Genomic DNA, 20,801 nt, shown 5'->3' with positions numbered 1-20,801 from the left:
CATGGGGCCTCCTCGGGCGGGCCCGCCAGGGCCGAGGGGACGTATCGCAAGGCGGAGGATCGCCCTCGTACGCATGGGGGCACCTCCCGGCCGCCCGGCTGGCGGAATCGCGTGGGCGACTGGCGACACCACAGCGAGGTGCCGTAGCCGGCGTCGCGGGCCCGAGAAGACCGCTCGGACAGGCGCTGCGCAAGCGCCCGCACGGCGTCGGCCGGGCCCATGGCATGGGGGACCCGGTCAGGCGCCGAGCGACCAGACGAGGGTGGTGGCGGCGGTGAATCCGATGGCACCGAGGGTGGTTCCGGCGACGGCGGTCCACAGGCGGCCGATGCCGTTGCGGGCGTAGTGGATGCCCGCCAGGCCGAGGGTGACGGCAAGGGCTCCGGCGATGGCCCCCCACGGGAGCGTGAAGAATGCGAGCACGGGCACCCATGCGCCCACGGCGGAGACGGCTCCGAGAGCCAAGGCCGTGCGGCCCAGGGCGACGGCCGGTGTGTCGGTTCGGTCGGGCACGGTCGACTCGATCATGACCTGCTCCCCCTTTGAACGGGTTCAAATTCTCCGCCGATCGTATCAACCGGCCTCTGCCGGCCGTCCGGTTGGGGGGTCGGTTCGCGAGCAAAGCCCCGCCGGCCGGAAGGGGTCGGCATCGGCCACGCCGGCCGCCTCCTCCGCGAACACCTCTTGACGCACGGGCGATTGACCCCCAAAGTCTTGCGCAAAGATGCGTGAACTTCAGGCGAACGAAGCACTTTCACACACCTCTCCTCCTCCCGGTCGGATATGACACAGGTGACGGACTCACGACGCGTCCGTCATGTCGCCGACAGCCCAGCGCGCCAGGGCCTCCGGCGACAACGGGCCACCCCCACAGGAAGGGACCATCCATCCATGACGCCGCTGAACCGCCGCCGCTTTCTTCAACTGGCCGGTGGTGCCACCGCATTGACCATGCTGTCCGACAGCATCGCCCGCGCGGCGGCCATCCCCGCCCAGGGCAGCACCGGCTCCATCCAGGACGTGGAGCACATCGTCGTCCTGATGCAGGAGAACCGTTCCTTCGACCACTACTTCGGCGCGATGAAGGGCGTGCGCGGCTTCGGTGATCCCCGGCCCGTCACCCTGCCCAGCGGCAAGAGCGTCTGGAACCAGTCGGACGGAAAGACGGTGACCCTCCCGTTCCGCCCCGCCGGCGACGACCTCGGCATGGAGTTCCTCCAAGGCCTCAACCATGACTGGGCGGGCGGCCAAAAGGCGTTCAACAAGGGCCGGTACGACCAATGGGTGCCGGCCAAGACCGCCACCACCATGGCGTACCTGTCCCGCGAGGACATCCCCTTCCACTATGCACTCGCCGACTCCTTCACCGTCTGCGACGCCTATCACTGCTCGTTCATAGGCTCCACCGACCCCAACCGGTACTACATGTGGACCGGCCACACCGGCAATGACGGCACAGGCGGAGGCCCCGTCCTCAACAACGCCGAGGCCGGTTACGGCTGGACCACCTACCCGGAGCGCCTGGAGGCGGCCGGGATCTCGTGGAAGGTCTACCAGGACATCGGCGACGGACTCGACGCCGCCGGGTCATGGGGCTGGATCAGCGACGCCTACCGGGGCAACTACGGCGACAACTCCCTGCTGTACTTCAACACCTACCGCGGCGCCCAGCCGGGCAACCCGCTCTACGACAAGGCCCGCACCGGCACCGACGCCCGCCGCGGCGACGGCTTCTTCGACATCCTGAAGGCCGACGTCCAGGCCGGACGCCTGCCCCAGGTCTCCTGGATCGCGGCGCCGGAGGCGTTCTCCGAACACTCCAACTGGCCGTCCAACTACGGTGCCTGGTACATCGCGCAGGTCCTGGACGCCCTGACGTCGGACCCCGATGTCTGGGCCCGGACCGCGCTGTTCATCACCTACGACGAGAACGACGGCTTCTTCGACCACGTCGTGCCGCCGTACGCCCCCGCGGACGCCTCCCAGGGACTGTCCACGACGCCCACGAAGCTCGACCGCTTCCCCGGCGCCCCCGGCTATGTGGCCGGACCCTATGGTCTTGGCCCCCGTGTGCCCATGCTCGTCGTCTCGCCGTGGAGCACCGGTGGGTACACGTGTTCCGAAACCTTCGACCACACCTCGATCATCCGCTTCATGGAGCGCCGCTTCGGGGTGCGCGAGCCCCAGATCTCGCCGTGGCGTCGTGCCGTCTGCGGCGATCTCACCGCGGCGTTCGACTTCGCCAGCGCGCAGGCTCCGCCGTCCGGGCTTCCGCCGACGGCCGGCTACTACCCGCCGGACCGGGACCGCCACCCCGACTTCCGTCCCACCGCCCCGGCCGTCGGCACGATGCCGCGACAGGAACCGGGCCGCAAACCCACCCGCCCGCTGGCCTACGCGCCGTACGTCGACGGCGCCGCGGACCCCGCCGCCGGCACGTACCGGCTCTCCTTCAGCGGTGGCCCGGCCGCGGGCGCCCAGTTCTACGTCACCTCCGCGAACCGCACCGACGCCCCCTGGACCTACACGGCGGAGCCGGGCGCATCGATCGCGGACACGTGGAACACCCGGTATTCGAAGGGCACCACCGATCTGACCGTGCACGGCCCGAACGGCTTCCTGCGCGGCTTCCGCAATCCGGGCAGGACGCCGGGCCCCGAGGTCACCGCACGTCACAACATGTCGACCGGCAACCTCGAACTGGTCCTCACGAACGCCGGAACCACCGCCGTCCGACTCACCGTGACCAACGCGTACGGCGGCGCGTCCAGGAGCATCACAGTCGGCGCCGGCGGCACCGTCAAGCACTCTGTCGGTCTGGCGGCTTCGGACCACTGGTACGACGTGACGGTCACGTCCGACGCGTCCGCGGTCTTCCTCCGCCGGTTCGCGGGCCATGTCGAGACCGGCAGCCCGAGCATGTCCGACCCCGGGATCCTCACGGACTGAGGGGTCTGCTCAACCACGTGCGTTCAGTGCGCAGTTGGCGACCAAGGCGGCCGGATCCGTGTTCCGCGGGCGGGGCAGGGTCCGGCTCGCCGGGGGCCGGTGACCCTTGTCGAGCCACTTCTCGAGCGCCGTGAAAGCGGAGCGATGACACGGAACCAAGGGCCTGAGCCGGTCGGGGAACGTATCGAAGAGCGAGTCGACATGTGTGCCGCCGTCGACGCGGTAGTAGCGGAACAGGCTGCCACGGCCGGCCTTCTCGACCATGTCGGCGTAGACGTCGGAGTCGCGGCCGGCCGATGGGCAGCAGAACGTCGAGAGTGCCGTGAAGGGTGATCAGGGGCTTCCCGATGCGTCCGGTGAGCGCGACCTTCTCGACGGCGTCGTGGACCTCCGGCGGGCGGGCCGCGTAGCCGTAGTCCGCGTCGCAGCCCGGCGTTGTGGGCAGGCAGTACGGCGTACCCGCTTCAGTGGCCCCGTCGAAGGCCGGGTCGAACTCCTCGCGGAAGATCCGCTGGGTCAGATCCCAGTAGACCTTGTGGTGGTACGGCCAGAGGAACTCCGAGCCTGCGGGGAAACCGGCCGAGACCATCTCCCGGTGTGCACGGTCCGCCCCCTGGCCCCCGGCCGCGTACGCGGGGTAGGAGGTCAGGGCGGCGGGAAGGAACGTGAACAGATTGTGTCCCTTCTTGCGCCAGAGCGTGCCCTCCCAGTCCACGCCCCCGTCGTACAGCTCGGGGCGGTTCTCCAGCTGCCAGCGCACCAGGTAGCCACCGTTGGAGATGCCGGTCGCCAAGGTGCGTGCGGGTGGCCGGTGGTAGCGCTGCGCCACCACGGAGCGGGCTGCGCGGGTGAGTTGGGTGACCCGCTCGTTCCATTCGGCGACGGCGTCACCCGGTTTCGCGCCGTCGCGATGGAAGCCGATGCCGGTGTTGCCCTTGTCCGTTGCGGCGAACGCGTAGCCGCGTGCGAGGGCCCAGTCGCCGATGGCCCGGTCATTGGCGTACTGCTCGCGATTTCCCGGGGACCCCGAGATCACCAGACCGCCGTTCCAGCGGTCGGGCAGCCGGATGACGAACTGGGCGTCGTGCTTCCAGCCGTGATTGGTGTTCGTCGTGGAGGTGTCCGGGAAGTAGCCGTCGATCTGGACCCCGGGCACACCCGACGGTGTGGCCAGGCCGGCGGGTGTCAGCCCTGCCCAGTCGGCGGGGTCGGTGTGCCCGGAGGCGACGGTCCCCGCCGTGGTCAACTCCGTCAGACATGCGGCCTGTTGCCGTTCCGCTCCGGGGACCTTGAGCCGGTGGGCCCACCGGCAGCCGGTGTCGTCGGCGGACGCGGGAGCCTGTGCGCCTGCCGGGGGTGCGGCGAGGGCCAGGAGCAGTGCGACCCCGGCGGCGCCGGTGCGCACCCAGCGGCGACCGGCGGGGATGTGCGGCTCGACGGGCGCGGGGGGAGATGGCGTGGCAAGGGGCATGGGCAGACCTCCGTTGCGGGGTGTCACTCGACAGTGGCCGGACGTTATCGACGGCGCAGCGCGTAAACAGGGTGGCGCAGCGCCACACTCCGAGCCGTGGCAGTGGTGCTCTCCACCATGTGGCAGGCGAAGGGGTGGGCCACTCGGGCCCACCCCTCACCGCGGCAGAGCATCCGCTCAGGGGCAGCCCCCGTCGGCGATCACGTAGTGGCCGGCCGGTGATTCCTTGAGGGTGTGGGTGACAAACGTGTTGTAGAGGCCCATGTTCTGAGCCGAGCCCTTGGCGTAGGCGTAGCCGCCGTTCGTGGTGGCTCGTCCTGCTTGCACATGCTGGTAGTTGTCGGCGGTCCAGCAGGCTGCCGGGGCGCCCGTTGTGGTCGCGCCGACCGCCGTGGACCGGGCACCTTCCGCACCGGCGCTGTCGCGGGCCGCGAGGGTGTAGGTGTGGCTGGTCCCGGGGCTCAGACCGCTGTCGGTGAACTCCGTGCCCGAAGGAACCGCGATGCGTGAGCCGTCGCGGTACACCGCGTACGAAGCCGCTCCAGTGACGCTGTTCCACCTCAGCCCGACCGAGGTGTCCGTGGTGCCGGTCACCGTCACCCCGTTCGGAGCGGGCAGACCGCCCGGGTCGGGGGTGGAGCCGTCCAGCCCGAAGAAGGCCGTGATCCAGTGGCTCGAGCAGATGGAGGCGATGAAGTTGGCCGTCCCTGTGGCGCCGCACTGCTGCGCTCCCGTGCCGGGATCCACGGGTGTGCCATGGCCGATCCGCGGCACTCGGTCGACCTCCACCGCGACAGTGCCGGCCGGCGCCAGATGCTGCTCCCTGCGGGTCGAGTCGGGGCCGATCGTGGACGTGCGGTCCGGGCTCTGGTCGAGGCCGTGCACGGCGGTCCACTGGTCGCGCAGTTCGTCCGCGTTCCTCGGCACGACCGTGGGGTCGTTGTCCCCTTGCCAGATGGCGACCCTCGGCCACGGGCCGCCGTAGCCGGGATTCGCGTCACGGACGCCCTGCGCCCAGGCCGCGGGGGACCGGTCGACCCCGGGGCTCATGCAGGTGAACGCCGACGGGATGTCGGCGGCACAGCCGTACGGCAGCCCCGCGATCACCGCCCCGGCCTCGAAGACATCGGGGTAGGTGGCCAGCATGACCGACGTCATCGCTCCGCCGGCGGACAGGCCCGTGACGTACGTCCGTGCCGGGTCCGCGTTGTAGGCGGAGTCGGCGTGGGCGACCATCTGCCGGATCGAGGCGGCCTCGCCCTTGCCGCGAGCGGTGTCCGCGGGCTCGAACCAGTTGAAGCACTTGTTGGCGTTGTTCGATGTCGTCGTCTCGGCGAAGACGAGGAGGAAGCCGTGCCGGTCCGCGAACGTGGTCAGCCCCGCGTTGTCCGCGTAGAGCTGAGCGTTCTGGCTGCAGCCGTGCAGAGCCACGACCACAGCCGGGTCCGCGGCCAGTGATGCGGGCCGGTACACGTACATGTTGAGTGCGCCCGGGTTGGACCCGAAGTTCGTGACCCTCTCCAGGGTGACCGCCGCGTGCGCCTCGGGGGCGGGGGCGACCAGGGCCGCACCGAAGGCGAGTGCCAAGGCGGTCGCGGTCCTGACCGCGCCTGCGAACCGTCGTGCGAGCCGCCCCGAACGGCGGGGCGAGCGGCTGCCCGGTACGGGCGGCGATGGTCTTCTGACGAGCAGCATACGAGCCTCCTGCGGGTGGCGGCACCGGGGCCGGTCGGCCTGCGGCTCAGCCGCCCGCGAGGGGGCGTGCGGCTGAGGTGCCGTCACATTAGGAAGGTGCCTGGCACCTCGAAATGTCGCCGGATGCCACAACCGCGGCACCCGCACAGGCGCACAGCCCGTTGCGGAACGGACCGTTCTGCTGCTACCCGCACGCGGTCCGGTGGTGCGGCTTCGGCTGACCCGGGCGTGCGGCTCAGCTGCGAGGGAGGAGCGTACCGAGAGGCCCGAGGTCGAGGTTCAGATCGTCGGGACTCAACCCGTGCTGTTCGCAGAGCTCGGTCATCCGTTCGTCGAGCAGCATCAGCGTCGTACCGATCCGTTCGACCTGCTCCTCGTCGAGGTCGCCCTGGTCGATCCGGCGGATCGCCTGGCGCTCCATCAGCTGCCGCAGCAGCTCCACGATGGTGAGGACCAGGGCGACGAGGTCTCGTCCCATCTGTTCGCGGTCCAGATCCATTCGGGTGTCGGTCACAGGGGCCCTCCGTCCGCCCAGGGGGCGGGGACACGCTCGTTGACGGACGACAGCAGTGCGTGCAGAGAGAGCCGGACGAGGGGGACATCGGCGATCGCGATGACCACATCGCCGCTGATCACCACGCCCGTCGCCAGGACGCGGTCGAGGAGGTCGACCAACGGGACTCCGACAGGGCCCGACAACGGCTCCGGGCTGTCCCAGAGTGCTGGTTCGCGGGTCATCTCCTAGGCCTCGCCGACAAAGGAATAGGGGACCCAGGGCCCGGAGACCTCGATGCGCGCGCCCGCCCGGTGGCCGAGGGTGCGCACGAGGCGGGCGAAGTCGTCGGACCGGTGCGTGGCCACCAAGTAGGCAGCATTCAGGACCTGTGTCCCGCGCGGCGCCGTCAGCTCCACGCTGTGCAGGCGGAGCCGCCGTGCCGCTGTGGCCACCGTCCGCAGCTCGGCGTCGACGGCTTCGGCGGTCTGCAGCGTCTCTTCGCGATGCCGTTCACGCCGTTGCTGAAGGTCTCTCCTACGGTTCAGATAGGCGAGCCCCGCACCAGGGGCCGGTGGCACACGTCCGGCGGGCGCAGTGGGCCGGGGTGAGTCGTCGGCCTCGGTCGTGACGGTGGGGGCGTACACCTTCACTCCCCACTCCTGGTGACGGGCGACGCGCTCGAGGGCGGCATGGAAGCGGTCCGCCTCTTCGGTCACGGCCTGGCGTGCCCGGCTGTCGCTGCGGTACATGGTGGCCAGCGGCAGGGGGACGGTGGGACCACATGTGGCGGCCGCACACACGACGTCGTGGTGGGCACGGGCACACCGCTCGAGCTCGTGGCGGTCCGACAGCCGCTGCTGCCAGACGTCGTCGGAGAAGTCCGCCGCGTCGACGTGCTGGACGATCGCGGTGAGCGTGCCACAGGCCAGAGAGCGGACAGGTGCCTGCGGCGCGAGGCCCGGCAGGTGGGCGAGGACTGCCGGGTCCGCGTCGCGGCAGACCGCGAAGACGTAGGTCGCTGTGGCGGCCCGTCCGTCGGCTGCGAGCTGTGTCATGTGTCCCGCTTTCCCTTTCCGCGTTGTTGCCCCGCCGCCGCACCGTGCTCGCCGTTTTCGAGACGCTCCAGGCGTTCGCGGAGCTCCCGGTTCTCGTCCCGCAGTGCGTCGCGTGAGGCACGTGAACTCAACGCGGGGTCCGTCTCCCACCAGTCGATGCCTGCCTTCTTGGCGGTGTCGACGGACGCGACGAAGAGACGAAGGCGGATGGTCAGCAGCTCGATGTCGAGGAGGTCGATCTTGATGTCGCCCGCGATGACGATTCCCTTGTCGAGGACGCGTTCGAGGATGTCCGCGAGATTGGTGGTCGTCGGTCCGGGGGCCGGGTAGGTGCCGGGTCTGAAGTCCACGTCGGTCACGTGCGCACCTCAGTCCTCATCCTCATCCTCGTATTCGTCCTCGTACTCGTCCCCGTCGGCTTCTTCGTCCTCGTCCTCGCCGCCCTCCTCCTCGGCCTCTTCTGCTTCGTCCTCGTACTCCTCGTCCTCGCCGTTCTCGTTCTCCGCCTCTTCTTCTTCCATCGCCTCTTCGTGTGTGACGACGACCTCGCCGTCGCGGATTTCACCGCGCCAGCCGTCGGGCTCCTCGTCGGTGAGCGAGACATGGCGCTGGAAGTTCTTGAAGTCGAGCCGCACCCGGCGGCCTTGAGCGCGCCACAGGTTGCCGGTCTTCTCGAAGAATCCGGCGGGGTAGTACTCGAGGACCAGGACGATGCGGGTGAGATTGGGAGCCAGTTCGTGGAAGCTGACGGCCCCGCGCGTGGTCCCCTTGGCACCCTCCGAGGTCCACACGATGCGGTCGTCGGGAATCTGTTCCTGCACCGTCGCCTTGAAGCTCCGGGAAGAGGGGCCCACCTTGACCTGCCAGTCGCTGGTCACTTCGTCGCTCGACGAAACACTGCGGACGCCCTTGGCGAAGCTGCTGAAGTTCTCGTACTGCGTCCAGTGGTCGTACGCGGTACGCAGCGGCACTCCCACATCGAGAACCTCGATGATGTTCATGACCTTTCCGCCGGCCTTCCGGCCGCCGCCCTTCCCGCCGCCGAGAGCCTCCTTGGCTTTGCCCACCACCGAGTCCTTGACGCCCTTCGCCTTCTCGGACAGGAACGCCTTCACCGGCGATTCGCCCTGGAGGATCCGGGAGCCGATGGCCGGCAGCGAGCCTCCCTTCTCGGCGACGTCGGACAGCTGACCGGTGACGTCGGTCAGTTTGCTGCTCGCCTTCTCGGCAAGGTTCTCCAACTGGGCAGTGAGAAAGTTCGACAGTTCCTCGCGCAGCCGGTCGATGCCGGCTTCCGGTTCCGCGGGCTCGTTCTGCAGAGTCTTTGCCATGGCCGCCTACCTCCGGCGATCTGAGCGCTTGGCTGTCTTCTTGGCTGCTTGCTTCGACGACGCTGTCTTCTTGGCCGCCGTCTTCTTGGCCGGCGCAGTCTTCTTCGCTGTCGTCTTCTTCGCTGTCGTCTTCTTCGCCGCGGCTTTCCTTGCCGGAGCCTTCTTTGCGGCTTCCTTCTTGGCGGGGGCAGTCTTTTTGGCGGGCGCCGTCTTCTTGGCGGGGGCAGCCTTTTTGGCAGGGGCCGTCTTCTTGGCCGCGGCCTTCTTTGCCGGAGCCTTCTTGGCGGCTTCCTTCTTGGCCGGAGCCGCTTTCTTGGCCGCGGCCTTCTTCGCCACCGGCTCTCGGGCTTCCTCCCGACCTGCCCTCCGGTGCGCAGCAGAGGCCTTCCCCGGCTGACGGCTCGAGGTTCTCCTCCTGGCCTCCGACCTGGAAGGACGGCGCCTCGCGGGCGGCTCCTCCTCGGGCGCCTCTTCTTCCTCTTCTTCCTCAGGTCCCTCTTCTTCCTCTTCCTCCTCCTCGGGCTCTTCTTCCTCCTCCTCTTCCTCCTCATCAGGTTCTTCCTCGTACTCTGCCTCCGGTTCTTCTTCCTCTTCCTCCGGCTCTTCCTCCTCCTCTGCCTCCTCCTCGAACTCCTCCTCCGGCTCCTCTTCCTCTTCTGCCTCCGGTTCAGCCGCCCGACCAAGGCCGGCGGTCCGGTCGCGGAGGGCGTCGGCGAGGGAACCCATGCTGCGGTTCGCCGCGGCGGTCACCGCTTTGCGACCGGCTTCGAGGACTTCCCCTTTGAGCTGCTGCTGAAGTTCTGCGACCTGCGGAAGCTCGCCGAGTCTGCGCATACCCTCCGCGGCGAGCTGGCGCGGTTCGAGCCCGAATCGCCTGCCTGCCAGATAGGTGGCCACCGTGATGGCAAGCCGGCCCTTCTTGGTGCGGCCAAGTACGTAGCCGCCGACGACTGCCGCCGCGAGCGCTACCTTTTCCGAGTCGTTCATGAGCAAGTCACTTTCGATCGTTCGGCGCGTGTGACCGACTCGTGCAGCCGGTCGAGAAGCTCTTCTTCTTCTTGCTCGAACTCCTCTTCTCCAAGGAGTCCGTCTTCGAAGTCCTGGTTGAGCGCGGCGAGTTGGGCTCGCAGGACGAGCGGATCATTCAATTCCCGTTCGGCGGCGTCCTGAAGTTGCTCCGCCACCCAGACGACACCGCGCACCGGAGCGAGGGGCAATGTGAGGAGTCCCGTGATCAGCCCCATCTCAGGCTCCGGACGTTTCGAGAGCGGGCTCGAAAGAGCTGAAGCTGTAGCACGGCAGGGGACCGGCGACGCGCAGTTGGACGTGCGTGCGATTGCCTTCCGCGAAGGTCCGCACTGCCGCCTCGAATTTCTCGGCTTCTCCGCGATCGACGAGAAACGACGTGTTGAGAACGCAGCCGTGGACTTCCGGTCCAGCGGCCACCCCATGTGCCATCGGGGTGAGCTCGCGCACCATGCGCTGCCCTGCCTGGAAGGCTCTGCGCGTCAACGCCGTGTGAACGGCTTCGCCCAGCCGCAGGTTCGCGTCGTAGGCGGGCCGTGCGAGTGCCGCCTGCCTGAGCCTGCGGATTGTGTCGTCCTCGGCGACGAGGACCGGCAGGGCGTCCTCGGCGGGAAGCGCCTTGACGTTGATCTCGACCCGGTCGGCGAGCCGCTGCAACGTCTCGAGATGTTTGGCTTCATTCGCGACCAGTTGTCCGCGGACCGTCGCCTCGTCGGGAGCGACCATGCCGAAGCGCATGGGGATCAGAGGGCTTCCGGCGTCGGCGAGGTGATCGAGCAGCCCTTGGTGGGCGAGCAGGTCCCGCCGACGTGCGCGCAACTTCGGCGGCGCGTCGCTGACAATCGCGGCGACCGCCCCCTCTTCGAGTACGCGCAACAGCGCAGGAGGGCTTCCCACTCCGGTGATGTCCGCCGGCAGCGGTGCGGCGGCGGACCGGATGATCGCGTAGACGTATACGCCGCTGTCCCTCACGTCACGCCTCCACGCGCCGTCGACGGCTGCTGCTGCCGCTGCTCCGGGAGGGTGCACGGCGTCGCGGTCGCTCCTGCTCCTCCTCGTACACGTCGTCGGCATCGTCGGCCTCGTCCTCCCGGCCACCGCCGACTGCCCTGCGTACGGTGTCGCCGACGGATTCCGCCGCTTTCTTCACCTTGCGCTTGCCCACCGACCTGGCGACGCCGCCGCCGAGGAGTTCGGGGACGGTGGTGCTGGTCCGGTCCCGCTCCAGGTCGAGCCGGTTGCAGGCTTCGGCGAACCGCAGGTAGGTGTCGACGCTGGCGACGACGATCCGGGCATCGATCTTGACGATCTCGATGCCGACCAGTGACACCCTGACGAAGACGTCGATCACCATGCCCCGGTCGAGGATGAGCTCGAGTACGTCGTACAAGGTGCCGGAGCGCGTGCGGCACACGACCTCGTCGGAGTAGGTGGTCGTGGTCGTTGTCATGGGGGGTCCTTTCAGCTGGTGGCCACACACCGCGGGTCACTCGTCGGCGGAACCCCTCCGATAGCGGCGGATCCTGCGGTACTCCATGAGCTCGCCGCCCTGATCGAGCTGCACCTCGTAGGCTGCGAGCAGGCTCGTCGTGTCCGGGATACGGGGGACCTCGACAACGTCCACCACGACACACCAGCCGTCGTCGTTGCGCCGCACCGCCGAAACCCCCTCTGCGGGGTGCCCGATCAGCGCCTGCAACTCGTCGGAGGCAGCACGAGCGGCGCCCCGCAGCCCCGGCTGGGAGGAGTTGCGCCGACTGCTTGCTGCGGACGCAGGCCGGGCCTGGGTGCGACGTCGCTCTGCCATACGGCCAAGTCTGGTCACGATCCCGCCTCGCGCATCTTGGGAGGCGACCGCGACAAGGGGTGCCTCGCGGCCGGTTGGCGAGTCGCTTCGCCTGCGCCCCGGTTCAACGGCCGGCGCGTTGCCGCGGGAGCGGTAGGCCTAATGGGTGCGAGGACGGCCGTGCGGTGCCTGTGACCGCATCGGCCCGCGCCCGCCAACCTGGCGGTGCTCAGGAACGGCCGCGCCAAGGCGGTGCGCTTCGCGACGCTCTCCGCGCTCTGCGAGGTGCTCGAGTGCCGGCCGGGAGACCTGCTGCGCCGGGAATCCGAGGACGCGGGGGACGCCGCGGACCCGAGGACGCCGCGCACACTGACGCCGATCGCCTGTAAGGGCTGGGGCCTCCGGGCCGGACGTGACAACGACCTCGGAGGCCCCAGCTCGGCAACTCCGGCGTGGCTGCTGCTCAGAAGTTGCCCCGACCACTCTGACACCGGCCCACCGCCGCAAGGCCGACACCACCACGACGGGACGAGCCGGATCACCCGATCGGCCGACTGCCGTCGCGGGCCACCGAACGGCCGGACCGGCCGACCGACTGCCGCCCACCACAACCGCCTGGGCTACCCTGCGCATCGACGACTTCCCCAGCACCGGAGTGGACCCTCGACGAACCCTGATTGCGATCGACTCGCTTGCCCTGACCGGCATCAATGCATTACCAATGGTAAGCATTGCCGCAAGGCAAAGATCATCCGGGACCTCCCCCACAGCTATTCCGGCCCCGATCCCCCGCAAGCCATGAAAAGGACGTACGGCGTGAACGGGCACTTCGACGTAGGCACCCACAGACCAGAAGCGGGAAGCCTGCGAGCTCGGCGGTGACGCCCTTCTTCCGCCAGTCGCGCCCCGACGCACCTTCGCCGCTGAGCGGTTCAGGACCGGCTCCGCCGGCGGCCGGTCGAGCACCGACTTCACCGGGGCGCCCGCTCGCCGCCCTGCCGGGGGCGCTGGCACCCGAGGACGTGGCACTCATACGTTCCAGTCTCACGGTCGTCGAGCCTCAGGCCGCCGAGATGGCCGTGTACTTCTACGCCATCCTCTTCGTGCGCTATCCCGAGGTGCGGGGCCTGTTCCCGCCGGAGATGGATGTTCAGCGGGACCGGCTGCTACGAGCCCTGCTCCGCATCGTCGACCTTGTCGACCACCCGGACCACCTCGTCCAGTTCTGCTCCCGCCTGGGCCGCGACCACCGGAAGTTCGGCACGGTCAACGCCCACTACGCGGCCGTCGGCGAGTGCCTGCTCGACTCGCTGGCGCGATTCGCCGGCCCTGCCTGGACCCCGGAGCTCGCCGGCGCATGGGAGCGCGCGTACACCGCGGCCTCCCGAACCATGATGCTCGCCGCGGACAACGACGCCCGGCTCCGCCCCGCCGTATGGGATGCCCGGATCGTCGGCCATCGGCGGTTGGGTCATGGGCTGGCGGAGATAACGGTGCTGCCCGCACCGGAATACCCCTACATACCCGGTCAGTACGCGAGCGTCGAAACTCCGTGGTGGCCCAAGGAATGGCGCTACTACTCCCCCGCCAACGCTCCCCGATCGGACTCGACACTGACGTTCCACGTGCGGGCCGTAACCGGTGGTCGCGTCAGCAGTGCCCTTGTCGAGCACGCGCAGCCAGGGCACCTCCTCCGTCTCGGCCCGCCCGAGGGCGACATGACGTTGAACGCGGAATCACGGCGGGATCTGCTGTGCGTCGCCGGCGGCACGGGGCTCGCCCCGATCAAGGCTTTGATCGAGCAGATCGCCGCAGACCACACCGAGCGTCGCGTCGACTTGTTCGTCGGTGCCCGGACCGGGCAGGAGCTGTACGGCCTCGACGACATGCTCCGCATGTCGCAGCGGTACCACTGGCTCAACGTCAGAGCCGCCGTCTCCCATGAGCGCATCCCCGGGACCGAGGGGAACCTGCCTGACGTCATCGCCCAGTTCGGGCCGTGGCTACGGCACGACGTGTTCCTCAGCGGTCCTCCCGGCATGATCAGAGCGGCGACAGCGGTGCTGCTGGGGCGGGGCGTCGCGCCCTCACGCATTCACCACGATCCGCTCGACGTACCCGTGCTGAGCGTCCCCCCGCAATCCGCCTACGCCCAAGAGGAAGAGACCCAACTTCCGTGACCAGTCACAGCGTTCCGTCGCAGTCGATCGGTGAGCGTCAGCTGCAGAGCCGGCTCGGCACCACGCATCAGGCGTCGGGCTTCTACCGACGTCAGGTCCAAGGCAGCCTCACGTCCCGGATGCGGGAGTTCATAGCCCGGCAGACGATGGTCTTCATCTCGACGGCCGACGCGAACGGGGCCTGCGACAGCAGCTTCCGCGCCGGCCCGCCCGGCTTCGTCTCCGTTCTCGACGACCACACCCTCACCTACCCCGAGTACCGGGGGAACGGAGTGATGGCCAGCGCCGGAAACCTCACGGAGAACCCGCACATCGGTCTCCTGTTCATGGACTTCACCCACCACCACATCGGTCTGCACGTCAACGGGATCGCACGGCTGCACCGTGATGTGGACCAACGACTGGCATACCCGCAGCTTCCGGTCGACACCGCGCCCGGTCGCCGCCCCGACATGTGGGTCCACATCGTGGTGGAGGAGGCGTATGTGCACTGCTCGAAGCACATCCCTCACCTGGAGCCGGCGGCGCGGCCCCGCAGCGCGTCTGCCGGTCGTCCGAAGGACGCCGAGTACTTCGTCCCGCCAACGGAGGTCCGACACGATCGCGCGCCGGTACCCGCACCCGGCAGCAGCCCGCAGGCGCCGATCTACGGCTGACCCGTCTGACGCGCCGAACGTGCCCCGGCATCAGTCGACATACGATTCGAGGGTGCCGCGACGCCGGATGTCGAGTGTCGCGCAGTGGAACGAGCCGCCGAACGGCGCGTAGTGCAGCAGGTCGCAGGGGATCGGCTCGAACCCCCACTGTTCGAGCGCACGCAGCATGCCGGTGTGGTGCCGCTCCGCGATCACCTGCTTCTCGTTGACCATGAGCACGTTCATGCTGAGCCACGTGCCGCACATCGAGGTGACTTTCAGCAGGCGTTCGCCGATCGGGTCGGGCTTGGGGGCGACCAGGACGTCCCATGAACGCAAGCCGTCCGGAAGGCGGTCGACGTCGATGTATTCGGGATTGACCATGACCTTGCCGGGCGCGAGCAGGACGAACGTCGTGTCGATGTGCATCGGCGTGCGGCAGCGGCTCTCGATCTCGTGGATGCGATAGCCGGGTCCGAGGTGACGGCGCAACCAGTCGATGCCCATCCGGTTGGTCACATTGCTCCGCGTGACGAACAGGTCGCGTCCGGCGCGCACGAAATCCGCCGCGTCGAACACCGGCTCGAACTCGGTGAGGACGTAGCGCATGGGCTCTTCCGCCGTGGGAATACGGAAATCCGCCTCGAAGAGTTCGTCGGTGAGCTGCGGCTTCGGCGCGGCCGTCCAGCGCGCGCCGCGCCGGAAGTAGTCCTTGAGAACAGTTCTGTAGGAGTGGGTCTCGAAATAGCGGCACGGCCATGCCATCGGTGTCTCGATGATCTCGTCGCCGATCACGAGCATGCTGTCGCGCGGACAGGTGTTGCAGAAGCCGCGCGACGACCAGTCGGGTGTGCCGAAGCGCTGCTTGTGGTCGACCGCGTCCGGACGTCTGACCGTGACGCCGAGGGACTCCAGGAGAGAGATGAACTGATCCAGCTCGTGCTGCGCCCGCTCGATCAGCATGCGCGGATACTTGAAGCCGGCGGCGAGCCCCTGCAACCGGGCCGCCCAGGGCGGGATGTTGCAGGCGACGACGGGATGGTTGGAGGGGATGGTCGCGCCGTCGAGACGCCCGACGACGATTTCCTCGAGCGGGTCCCACTCGTTGTGCGAATTGACGGGCGACACCAGAGATTCGGCAGCGCCGGCAGGTTGCGCGCGCATCGGCGTCCCATACCGTCCCGGTCAGGGCTGCTTCCGGGCCTGGTCGGCGGCCTGGCCGGCGGCGGCGGTCTCCGTCGTGGCGCCGCGGGTGCTGAGCCTGCCTCCGCTGGACTCCAGGTGGGCGCGGACGAACCACTGGAAGAGCTCGAGGCTGCGCAGCTGCTCGATCAGCATGTCCTGAGTGACCGGGTCGGAGGTCTCCGTGGCCTCCATGGCCTCGCGGTGGTCCTTGATGAGCGAGGTGTAGACGAGGTCGAGGGCGCCGAGGTGCTCGATGGATTCCGCGCGGCCGATCGAGTAGTCGTTCCATGTGCGCTCGTCGACCAGGGCCCCGGGAGTGCCCTTCGGTTCGCCGCCGAGGGTGGAAATGCGTTCGGCCAGGTCGTCGGTCATTTCCCGGACCTGGTCGACCTGCGGGTCGATCATCTCGTGGACGGCGATGAAGTGAGGACCGACCACGTTCCAGTGGATGTGCTTCAACGTCAGGGTGAGATCATTGAGGGAGTGCAGGCGCATCTGGAGCAGCGTGATGATCCGGCCGCTGTCCTCGGTGCTCATGCCCGGCACTGTGTACGAGACGTCCTGAGCCTGGGATGCCATGGCTGTGCTCCTTGCAGGGTCTGTGCTGTTTTCTTCAGACAATCAGCCGTGGGGCCCTCTCCTTGGGTGGCCGCGCAGATCCGACCGCTCTTTCACCTTCGCGGACGTACGGGCGGGTCCGCGGCATCGGCGCGGCGGGGAAGCTACGGTCGGCATCCCCTCAGCACCTCCCGTACAGCGCCAGGAGTGACATCCCATGACCGTCGCGGTCGTCCTGTTCACGTCGGACCTGCGTCTCCACGACCATCCGCCTCTGCGGGCCGCCCTGAGCTCCGCCGACGAGGTGGTGCCCCTTTTCGTCCGCGACCCTGCCGTTCGTGCGGCGGGTTTCGACGCGCCGAACCGGCGTGCCTTCCTGGCCGACTGCTTGACCGATCTGGACGAGGGGCTGCGCGGGCGGGGCGGACGGCTTGTCGTGCGTTCGGGGCCGGTGGCCCGGGAGGTGGGCGCGCTGGTGACGGAGTGCGGTGCCCACGAGGTCCACATGAGCGCCGGTGTGACCCGCTACGCGCACCGCCGCGAAGAGCGGCTGCGTGAGGAACTGACAGTCCGCGGAGTTCAGTTGCACGTTCACGATGCGGTGGTCACCGCTGTCGCCCCGGGCTCGGTGCTGCCCGCGGGTTCCGACCACTTCGCCGTTTTCACGCCGTACTTCCGGCGCTGGTCCCAGGAGCGGCTGCGCGACCCGCTCCCGGCCCCGCCCGCGGTGCGCGTGCCGGCCGGCGTGCGTTCCGAGCCGCTGCCGTCCCGCAGCAGCGTGGCGGACGTCTCGCCCGGAGTCCCGGCCGGCGGGGAGACAGCGGCGCGGAGACGGTTGCTGAGCTGGACGCGGAAGTCTCTGGCCGCCTACGAGGACCGGCACGACGACTTGGCCGGTGACGCCACTTCCCGGCTGTCGCCCTACCTGCACTTCGGCGCCCTGTCCGCCGCCGAGGTGGTCCTGCGGGCCCGTGGGCACGCAGGCCCCGGGGCCGAGGCTTTCGTACGGCAGCTGTGCTGGCGCGACTTCCATCACCAGGTGATGGCCGCGCGGCCCGAGTCCTCTGTCAGGGACTACCGGTCCCGTCACGACTCCTGGCGCTCCGAGGAGGAGGCCGCGGAGGAGATCACCGCGTGGCGGGAGGGCCGCACCGGCTATCCCGTGGTCGACGCGGCGATGCGCCAGTTGCGTCACGAGGGCTGGATGCACAACCGGGCTCGCCTGCTGACGGCGAGCTTTCTCACCAAGACGCTGTACGTCGACTGGCGCATCGGCGCCCGCCATTTCCTGGACCTGCTGGTCGACGGCGATGTCGTCAACAACCAGCTCAACTGGCAGTGGGTCGCCGGAACCGGCACCGACACGCGCCCGCACCGCGTCCTCAACCCGGTGATCCAGGGCAAGCGCTTCGACCCGCAGGGCGCATACGTGCGCCGCTGGGTGCCGGAGCTCCGCGATGTGCCGGACAGGTTCGTGCACGAGCCCTGGCGGCTCCCCTCGGACGATCTGGCCGATCTCGACTATCCGGAGCCGCTGATCGGCCTCCCGGAAGGGCTGGCCCGCTTCAAGCACGCCCGCGGCAGGGACTGAGCGCCGGCACGGGGAGCGGAATTCTCCAGGGCCGTTGGAGTGAGCCGCGCTCCGACGGGGTCGCGCATCGGGCAGGGATAGGCGCATCCGAATCCCGCCGAAGGCGGAGTACCTGATGAGCCGGGAGCCAGGACGGAAGGAAGCTGCCCATGCCGGGTATGCGGATGAGACGGCTGCTGCCGGCCGACGGCGCCGACTCCGGTGCGGGCCCGTGCACGGCTCGCGAAGCGGCCGCGGCCGTCGACGGTGTCCTCGCGGAGCACCTCGAATCCAGGCTCCAGGCGGATCAGCACGCCCGGCGGGAGTTCGCCTCGCCGGTGGGAGGCGCGGTGGGCGACGTGCCCGCCCGGAGCAGGGAGAACGTGTGAGGACCGTGCGGGGTGCCACGGACCATGTGGTGGTCGTCGGCGCGGGTCTGTCGGGTCTCGCCGCGGCCCTGCATCTGCTCGGCGCCGGCCGCCGGGTGACCGTCGTCGAACGGGACGCCGACCCCGGCGGCCGCGCCGGCCGGCTCGCGCTCGGCGGCTACCGGCTCGACACCGGCCCCACCGTGCTCACCATGCCGCACCTGGCCGACGAGGCCTTCGCCGCCGTCGGCGACAGTCTGGACCGGCGGGTGGATCTGATGCCGCTGCATCCGGCCTACCGGGCGCGCTTCGCCGACGGCACCCAGGTGGACGTCCATACCGACGGCGACGCCATGGAGGCCGAGGTGCGGCGCTTCGCCGGTCCCGCCGAGGCCGCGGGCTACCGCCGGCTGCGTGACTGGCTGCGGCGGCTGTACCAGGCGCAGATGCGCCGGTTCATCGACACGAACTTCGACTCCCCCTTCCAGCTCGTGCACACCGATCTGGCCCGGCTGGCCGCCCTCGGCGGCTTCGGGAGGCTGGACCGGCAGATCGGCAGGTTCCTCTCGGACGCGCGGCTGCGGAGGGTGTTCTCCTTCCAGTCGCTGTACGCCGGAGTGGCGCCGGCCCGTGCCCTCGCCGCTTACGCGGTGATCGCCTACATGGACACCGTCGCGGGCGTCTGGTTCCCCCGGGGCGGCATGTACGCGCTCCCCCGGGCGATGGCGGACGCGGCGAGCGACGCGGGCGGACGATTCCGCTGGTCGGCCGAGGTGACGGAGCTGGAGAACTCGGCCGGTCGGGTACGGGCCGTGCGTCTGGCATCGGGCGAGCGGATCGCCTGCGACGCGGTCGTCCTGACACCCGATCTGCCCATCGTGCACCGCTTGTTGGGCCGGGCTCCACGGCGCCCGGTACGGCTGCGTCATTCGCCGTCCGCCGTGATCCTGCACGCCGGTACGGACCGGACCTGGCCGAAGCTCGCACATCACACGATCTCCTTCGGTGCCGCGTGGGAGCGGACCTTCGACGAACTGACCCGCACCGGCCAGCTGATGAGCGACCCGTCGCTGCTGATCACCAGGCCGACGACGCACGACCCGGGGCTCGCGCCCGAGGGCAAGCACCTGCACTACGTGCTCGCCCCGTGCCCCAACACCGCGACGGGCCCCTCGGCCGGCGCGTGGCGCGACCTCGGCCCGCGTTACCGCGACAGCCTGGTGGCCCAGCTCGAACGCCGGGGTCTGCACGGGTTCGGGGAGTCCATCGACCGGGAGGCGCTGATCACCCCGGTGGACTGGGGCGCACAGGGCCACGGGGCGGGAACGCCCTTCTCCCTGTCGCACACCTTCGCGCAGACCGGCCCGTTCCGGCCCCGCAATCTTGTGCGCGGGTACGACAACGTCGTCCTCGCGGGGTGCGGGACGACACCCGGGGTGGGCGTCCCCACGGTCCTCATCAGCGGGAAGCTCGCCGCCGCCCGCATCACGGGCACCCCTCGTCCGGTACGCGCGAGGCCGTCCGGCGTGCCGGCGCCCGCCGTTGTCCCGTCCTCGAAAGGCAGCGTCGATGACCCGTCGTGAACTGGATGCCGCCGGCATCACCGACCCGGGGCTACGCGCCGCCTACGCCCGCTGCCGAAGGCTCAACGCCCGCCACGGCAAGACGTACTTCCTGGCCACTCGTCTGCTGCCGGTCGAACGCCGCAGTGCCGTGCACGCGCTGTACGGCTTCGCCAGGTGGGCGGACGACATCGTCGACGACCTCGACCGCCGACAGACGCCCGAGGAACGGGACCGCCTGCTGCGCCGGCTGGAGAGCGACCTCGCACAGGGGCTGCGCACGGGAGGCGGCGACGAGCCGGTGGTGAAAGCTGTGGCCGACACCGCCGAGCGTTACGCCATCGATCCCCGGCTCTTCGCCGACTTCATGGCCTCGATGCGCAGCGACCTGAGCGTCACGGACTACCCGACGTACGCGGATCTGCGGGCCTATATGCACGGTTCGGCCGCGGTGATCGGGCTGCAGATGCTGCCGGTGCTCGGGACCGTCGTCGCCCGCGAGGAGGCGGCGCCGCACGCGGCGGCTCTCGGAGTGGCGTTCCAGCTGACCAACTTCCTGCGTGACGTGGGCGAGGACCTGGACCGGGGACGTGTCTATCTGCCCGCGGATCTGCTCGCCGCGCACGGCGTGGAGCGGCCGCTGCTCGAGTGGAGCCGTCGCACCGGCGGACGTGACCCGCGTATCCGGGCCGCTTTCGTCGAAGCCGACGCGATGACCCGGGCCGTGTACCGGGAGGCCGAGCCGGGCATCGCCATGCTCGACCCGCGCGTACGGCCGTGCATCCGTACGGCGTTCACCCTGTACGGCGGCATCCTGGACGCGATCGCCGACGGCGACTACGGCCACGGTCAGGGCGGGCACGGCGATTTTGGCGGCGAACCACCGGGTGGGCGGTACCAACTGCGACCAGACCAGCTGGTGCGTTCCGCTCTC

Annotated in this window: 21 protein-coding genes and 2 pseudogenes; 8 read left to right on the top strand and 15 right to left on the bottom strand. The window is 69.5% G+C overall.

All coding sequences use genetic code 11. From position 1 onward, the window contains the following. Window positions 1-237: 237 nt before the first annotated feature. Window positions 238-528 carry a hypothetical protein gene (locus tag ABZ070_RS07860; RefSeq protein WP_356631100.1) on the bottom strand — a complete coding sequence of 97 codons (291 nt, stop codon included), beginning with the start codon at window positions 526-528 and terminating at the stop codon, window positions 238-240. A 363-nt stretch (window positions 529-891) separates the two neighbouring features. Here ABZ070_RS07860 and ABZ070_RS07855 point away from each other — a divergent pair, with 363 nt between their 5' ends. After that, window positions 892-2,949 carry a phosphocholine-specific phospholipase C gene (locus ABZ070_RS07855; protein WP_356631098.1) on the top strand — a complete coding sequence of 686 codons (2,058 nt, stop codon included), beginning with the start codon at window positions 892-894 and terminating at the stop codon, window positions 2,947-2,949. A 9-nt stretch (window positions 2,950-2,958) separates the two neighbouring features. On the opposite strand, the pseudogene ABZ070_RS07850 reads toward ABZ070_RS07855, so the two are convergent. From ABZ070_RS07850 to gvpO, 12 genes and pseudogenes are all read right to left on the bottom strand, one after another. Further along, window positions 2,959-4,420 (bottom strand): annotated as a pseudogene (locus ABZ070_RS07850) (3-hydroxybutyrate oligomer hydrolase family protein). A gap of 177 nt (window positions 4,421-4,597) precedes the next feature. Then, a complete protein-coding gene (locus ABZ070_RS07845) occupies window positions 4,598-6,115 on the bottom strand; it encodes a PHB depolymerase family esterase (RefSeq protein ID WP_356631096.1) in 1,518 nt (505 codons plus the stop codon). Between the two features lie 235 nt (window positions 6,116-6,350). After that, a complete protein-coding gene (locus ABZ070_RS07840) occupies window positions 6,351-6,629 on the bottom strand; it encodes a gas vesicle protein K (protein WP_356631094.1) in 279 nt (92 codons plus the stop codon). Beyond that, window positions 6,626-6,853, bottom strand: a complete 228-nt coding sequence (locus ABZ070_RS07835) for a gas vesicle protein (protein ID WP_356631092.1) — start codon at window positions 6,851-6,853, stop codon at window positions 6,626-6,628. The genes ABZ070_RS07840 and ABZ070_RS07835 overlap by 4 nt, the downstream gene beginning before the upstream one ends. 3 nt (window positions 6,854-6,856) lie before the next feature. After that, a complete protein-coding gene (locus ABZ070_RS07830; RefSeq protein ID WP_356631090.1) occupies window positions 6,857-7,666 on the bottom strand; it encodes a GvpL/GvpF family gas vesicle protein in 810 nt (269 codons plus the stop codon). Next, complete coding sequence (locus ABZ070_RS07825; protein WP_356631088.1) at window positions 7,663-8,025, bottom strand: gas vesicle protein; 363 nt, start codon at window positions 8,023-8,025, stop codon at window positions 7,663-7,665. The genes ABZ070_RS07830 and ABZ070_RS07825 overlap by 4 nt, the downstream gene beginning before the upstream one ends. Window positions 8,026-8,034: 9 nt before the next feature. Then, on the bottom strand, window positions 8,035-8,997 hold the full coding sequence (locus ABZ070_RS07820; RefSeq protein ID WP_356631086.1) for an SRPBCC family protein: 963 nt from the start codon (window positions 8,995-8,997) through the stop codon (window positions 8,035-8,037). A 6-nt stretch (window positions 8,998-9,003) separates the two neighbouring features. Then, window positions 9,004-9,984, bottom strand: a complete 981-nt coding sequence (locus ABZ070_RS07815; RefSeq protein WP_356631084.1) for a histone H1-like repetitive region-containing protein — start codon at window positions 9,982-9,984, stop codon at window positions 9,004-9,006. Then, window positions 9,981-10,241, bottom strand: a complete 261-nt coding sequence (locus tag ABZ070_RS07810) for a gas vesicle protein GvpG (RefSeq protein ID WP_356631082.1) — start codon at window positions 10,239-10,241, stop codon at window positions 9,981-9,983. The genes ABZ070_RS07815 and ABZ070_RS07810 overlap by 4 nt, the downstream gene beginning before the upstream one ends. A gap of 1 nt (window position 10,242) precedes the next feature. Then, entirely contained in the window at window positions 10,243-10,995 is a 753-nt protein-coding gene (locus ABZ070_RS07805) for a GvpL/GvpF family gas vesicle protein (protein ID WP_356631080.1), read from the bottom strand. 1 nt (window position 10,996) lies between these two features. After that, the gene (gene gvpJ / locus ABZ070_RS07800) at window positions 10,997-11,473 is read right to left on the bottom strand and encodes a gas vesicle protein GvpJ (protein ID WP_356631078.1); all 477 of its coding nucleotides are present in this window, start codon (window positions 11,471-11,473) and stop codon (window positions 10,997-10,999) included. Between the two features lie 36 nt (window positions 11,474-11,509). Next, window positions 11,510-11,830 carry a gas vesicle protein GvpO gene (gene gvpO / locus ABZ070_RS07795; protein ID WP_356631076.1) on the bottom strand — a complete coding sequence of 107 codons (321 nt, stop codon included), beginning with the start codon at window positions 11,828-11,830 and terminating at the stop codon, window positions 11,510-11,512. Between the two features lie 189 nt (window positions 11,831-12,019). Here gvpO and ABZ070_RS07790 point away from each other — a divergent pair. The 3 genes and pseudogenes from ABZ070_RS07790 to ABZ070_RS07780 form a co-directional block, all read left to right on the top strand. Then, window positions 12,020-12,145 (top strand): annotated as a pseudogene (locus ABZ070_RS07790) (helix-turn-helix domain-containing protein); the annotation flags it as partial. A gap of 686 nt (window positions 12,146-12,831) precedes the next feature. Then, the gene (locus tag ABZ070_RS07785; RefSeq protein ID WP_356631074.1) at window positions 12,832-13,989 is read left to right on the top strand and encodes a globin domain-containing protein; all 1,158 of its coding nucleotides are present in this window, start codon (window positions 12,832-12,834) and stop codon (window positions 13,987-13,989) included. Next, window positions 13,986-14,645, top strand: a complete 660-nt coding sequence (locus ABZ070_RS07780) for a pyridoxamine 5'-phosphate oxidase family protein (protein WP_356631072.1) — start codon at window positions 13,986-13,988, stop codon at window positions 14,643-14,645. Before ABZ070_RS07785 ends, ABZ070_RS07780 begins: the two co-directional genes overlap by 4 nt. Before the next feature lie 30 nt (window positions 14,646-14,675). Here the strand turns inward: ABZ070_RS07780 and ABZ070_RS07775 are convergent, their stop codons facing one another. Then, window positions 14,676-15,788 carry an amidinotransferase gene (locus ABZ070_RS07775; RefSeq protein WP_356631070.1) on the bottom strand — a complete coding sequence of 371 codons (1,113 nt, stop codon included), beginning with the start codon at window positions 15,786-15,788 and terminating at the stop codon, window positions 14,676-14,678. 21 nt (window positions 15,789-15,809) lie between these two features. Continuing rightward, window positions 15,810-16,388 (bottom strand): DNA starvation/stationary phase protection protein, encoded by a 579-nt coding sequence (locus ABZ070_RS07770; RefSeq protein WP_356631068.1) that lies wholly within the window; start codon window positions 16,386-16,388, stop codon window positions 15,810-15,812. Between the two features lie 196 nt (window positions 16,389-16,584). On the opposite strand from ABZ070_RS07770, the gene ABZ070_RS07765 reads away from it, so the two are divergent. The 4 genes from ABZ070_RS07765 to ABZ070_RS07750 all read left to right on the top strand — a co-directional run. Next, entirely contained in the window at window positions 16,585-17,958 is a 1,374-nt protein-coding gene (locus ABZ070_RS07765) for a deoxyribodipyrimidine photo-lyase (protein WP_356631066.1), read from the top strand. A gap of 149 nt (window positions 17,959-18,107) precedes the next feature. Next, window positions 18,108-18,326 (top strand): hypothetical protein, encoded by a 219-nt coding sequence (locus ABZ070_RS07760; protein WP_356631064.1) that lies wholly within the window; start codon window positions 18,108-18,110, stop codon window positions 18,324-18,326. Next, on the top strand, window positions 18,323-19,888 hold the full coding sequence (gene crtI, locus ABZ070_RS07755) for a phytoene desaturase family protein (protein WP_356631062.1): 1,566 nt from the start codon (window positions 18,323-18,325) through the stop codon (window positions 19,886-19,888). The genes ABZ070_RS07760 and crtI overlap by 4 nt, the downstream gene beginning before the upstream one ends. Further along, window positions 19,875-20,801, top strand: a 927-nt coding sequence (locus ABZ070_RS07750; protein ID WP_356631060.1) for a phytoene/squalene synthase family protein, incomplete at its 3' end; no start/stop codon positions are given. The genes crtI and ABZ070_RS07750, both read left to right, overlap by 14 nt.

It is taken from the genome of Streptomyces sp. NPDC006283, from assembly GCF_040613325.1.
In the GTDB taxonomy this organism is placed as follows: domain Bacteria; phylum Actinomycetota; class Actinomycetes; order Streptomycetales; family Streptomycetaceae; genus Streptomyces.
This window is presented reverse-complemented; position numbering and strand designations above follow the sequence as displayed.

Bases quoted from the DNA above. Each gene is read 5' to 3' on its own strand.
- ABZ070_RS07820 (WP_356631086.1), bottom strand. From the start codon at position 8,997: ATGGCAAAGACTCTGCAGAACGAGCCCGCGGAACCGGAAGCCGGCATC.
- ABZ070_RS07835 (WP_356631092.1), bottom strand. From the start codon at position 6,853: ATGACCCGCGAACCAGCACTCTGGGACAGCCCGGAGCCGTTGTCGGGC.
- ABZ070_RS07815 (WP_356631084.1), bottom strand. From the start codon at position 9,984: ATGAACGACTCGGAAAAGGTAGCGCTCGCGGCGGCAGTCGTCGGCGGC.
- ABZ070_RS07860 (WP_356631100.1), bottom strand. From the start codon at position 528: ATGATCGAGTCGACCGTGCCCGACCGAACCGACACACCGGCCGTCGCC.
- ABZ070_RS07855 (WP_356631098.1), top strand. From the start codon at position 892: ATGACGCCGCTGAACCGCCGCCGCTTTCTTCAACTGGCCGGTGGTGCC.
- ABZ070_RS07760 (WP_356631064.1), top strand. From the start codon at position 18,108: ATGCCGGGTATGCGGATGAGACGGCTGCTGCCGGCCGACGGCGCCGAC.
- ABZ070_RS07810 (WP_356631082.1), bottom strand. From the start codon at position 10,241: ATGGGGCTGATCACGGGACTCCTCACATTGCCCCTCGCTCCGGTGCGC.
- ABZ070_RS07765 (WP_356631066.1), top strand. From the start codon at position 16,585: ATGACCGTCGCGGTCGTCCTGTTCACGTCGGACCTGCGTCTCCACGAC.
- ABZ070_RS07775 (WP_356631070.1), bottom strand. From the start codon at position 15,788: ATGCGCGCGCAACCTGCCGGCGCTGCCGAATCTCTGGTGTCGCCCGTC.
- gvpO (WP_356631076.1), bottom strand. From the start codon at position 11,830: ATGGCAGAGCGACGTCGCACCCAGGCCCGGCCTGCGTCCGCAGCAAGC.
- ABZ070_RS07770 (WP_356631068.1), bottom strand. From the start codon at position 16,388: ATGGCATCCCAGGCTCAGGACGTCTCGTACACAGTGCCGGGCATGAGC.
- ABZ070_RS07830 (WP_356631090.1), bottom strand. From the start codon at position 7,666: ATGACACAGCTCGCAGCCGACGGACGGGCCGCCACAGCGACCTACGTC.
- ABZ070_RS07845 (WP_356631096.1), bottom strand. From the start codon at position 6,115: ATGCTGCTCGTCAGAAGACCATCGCCGCCCGTACCGGGCAGCCGCTCG.
- gvpJ (WP_356631078.1), bottom strand. From the start codon at position 11,473: ATGACAACGACCACGACCACCTACTCCGACGAGGTCGTGTGCCGCACG.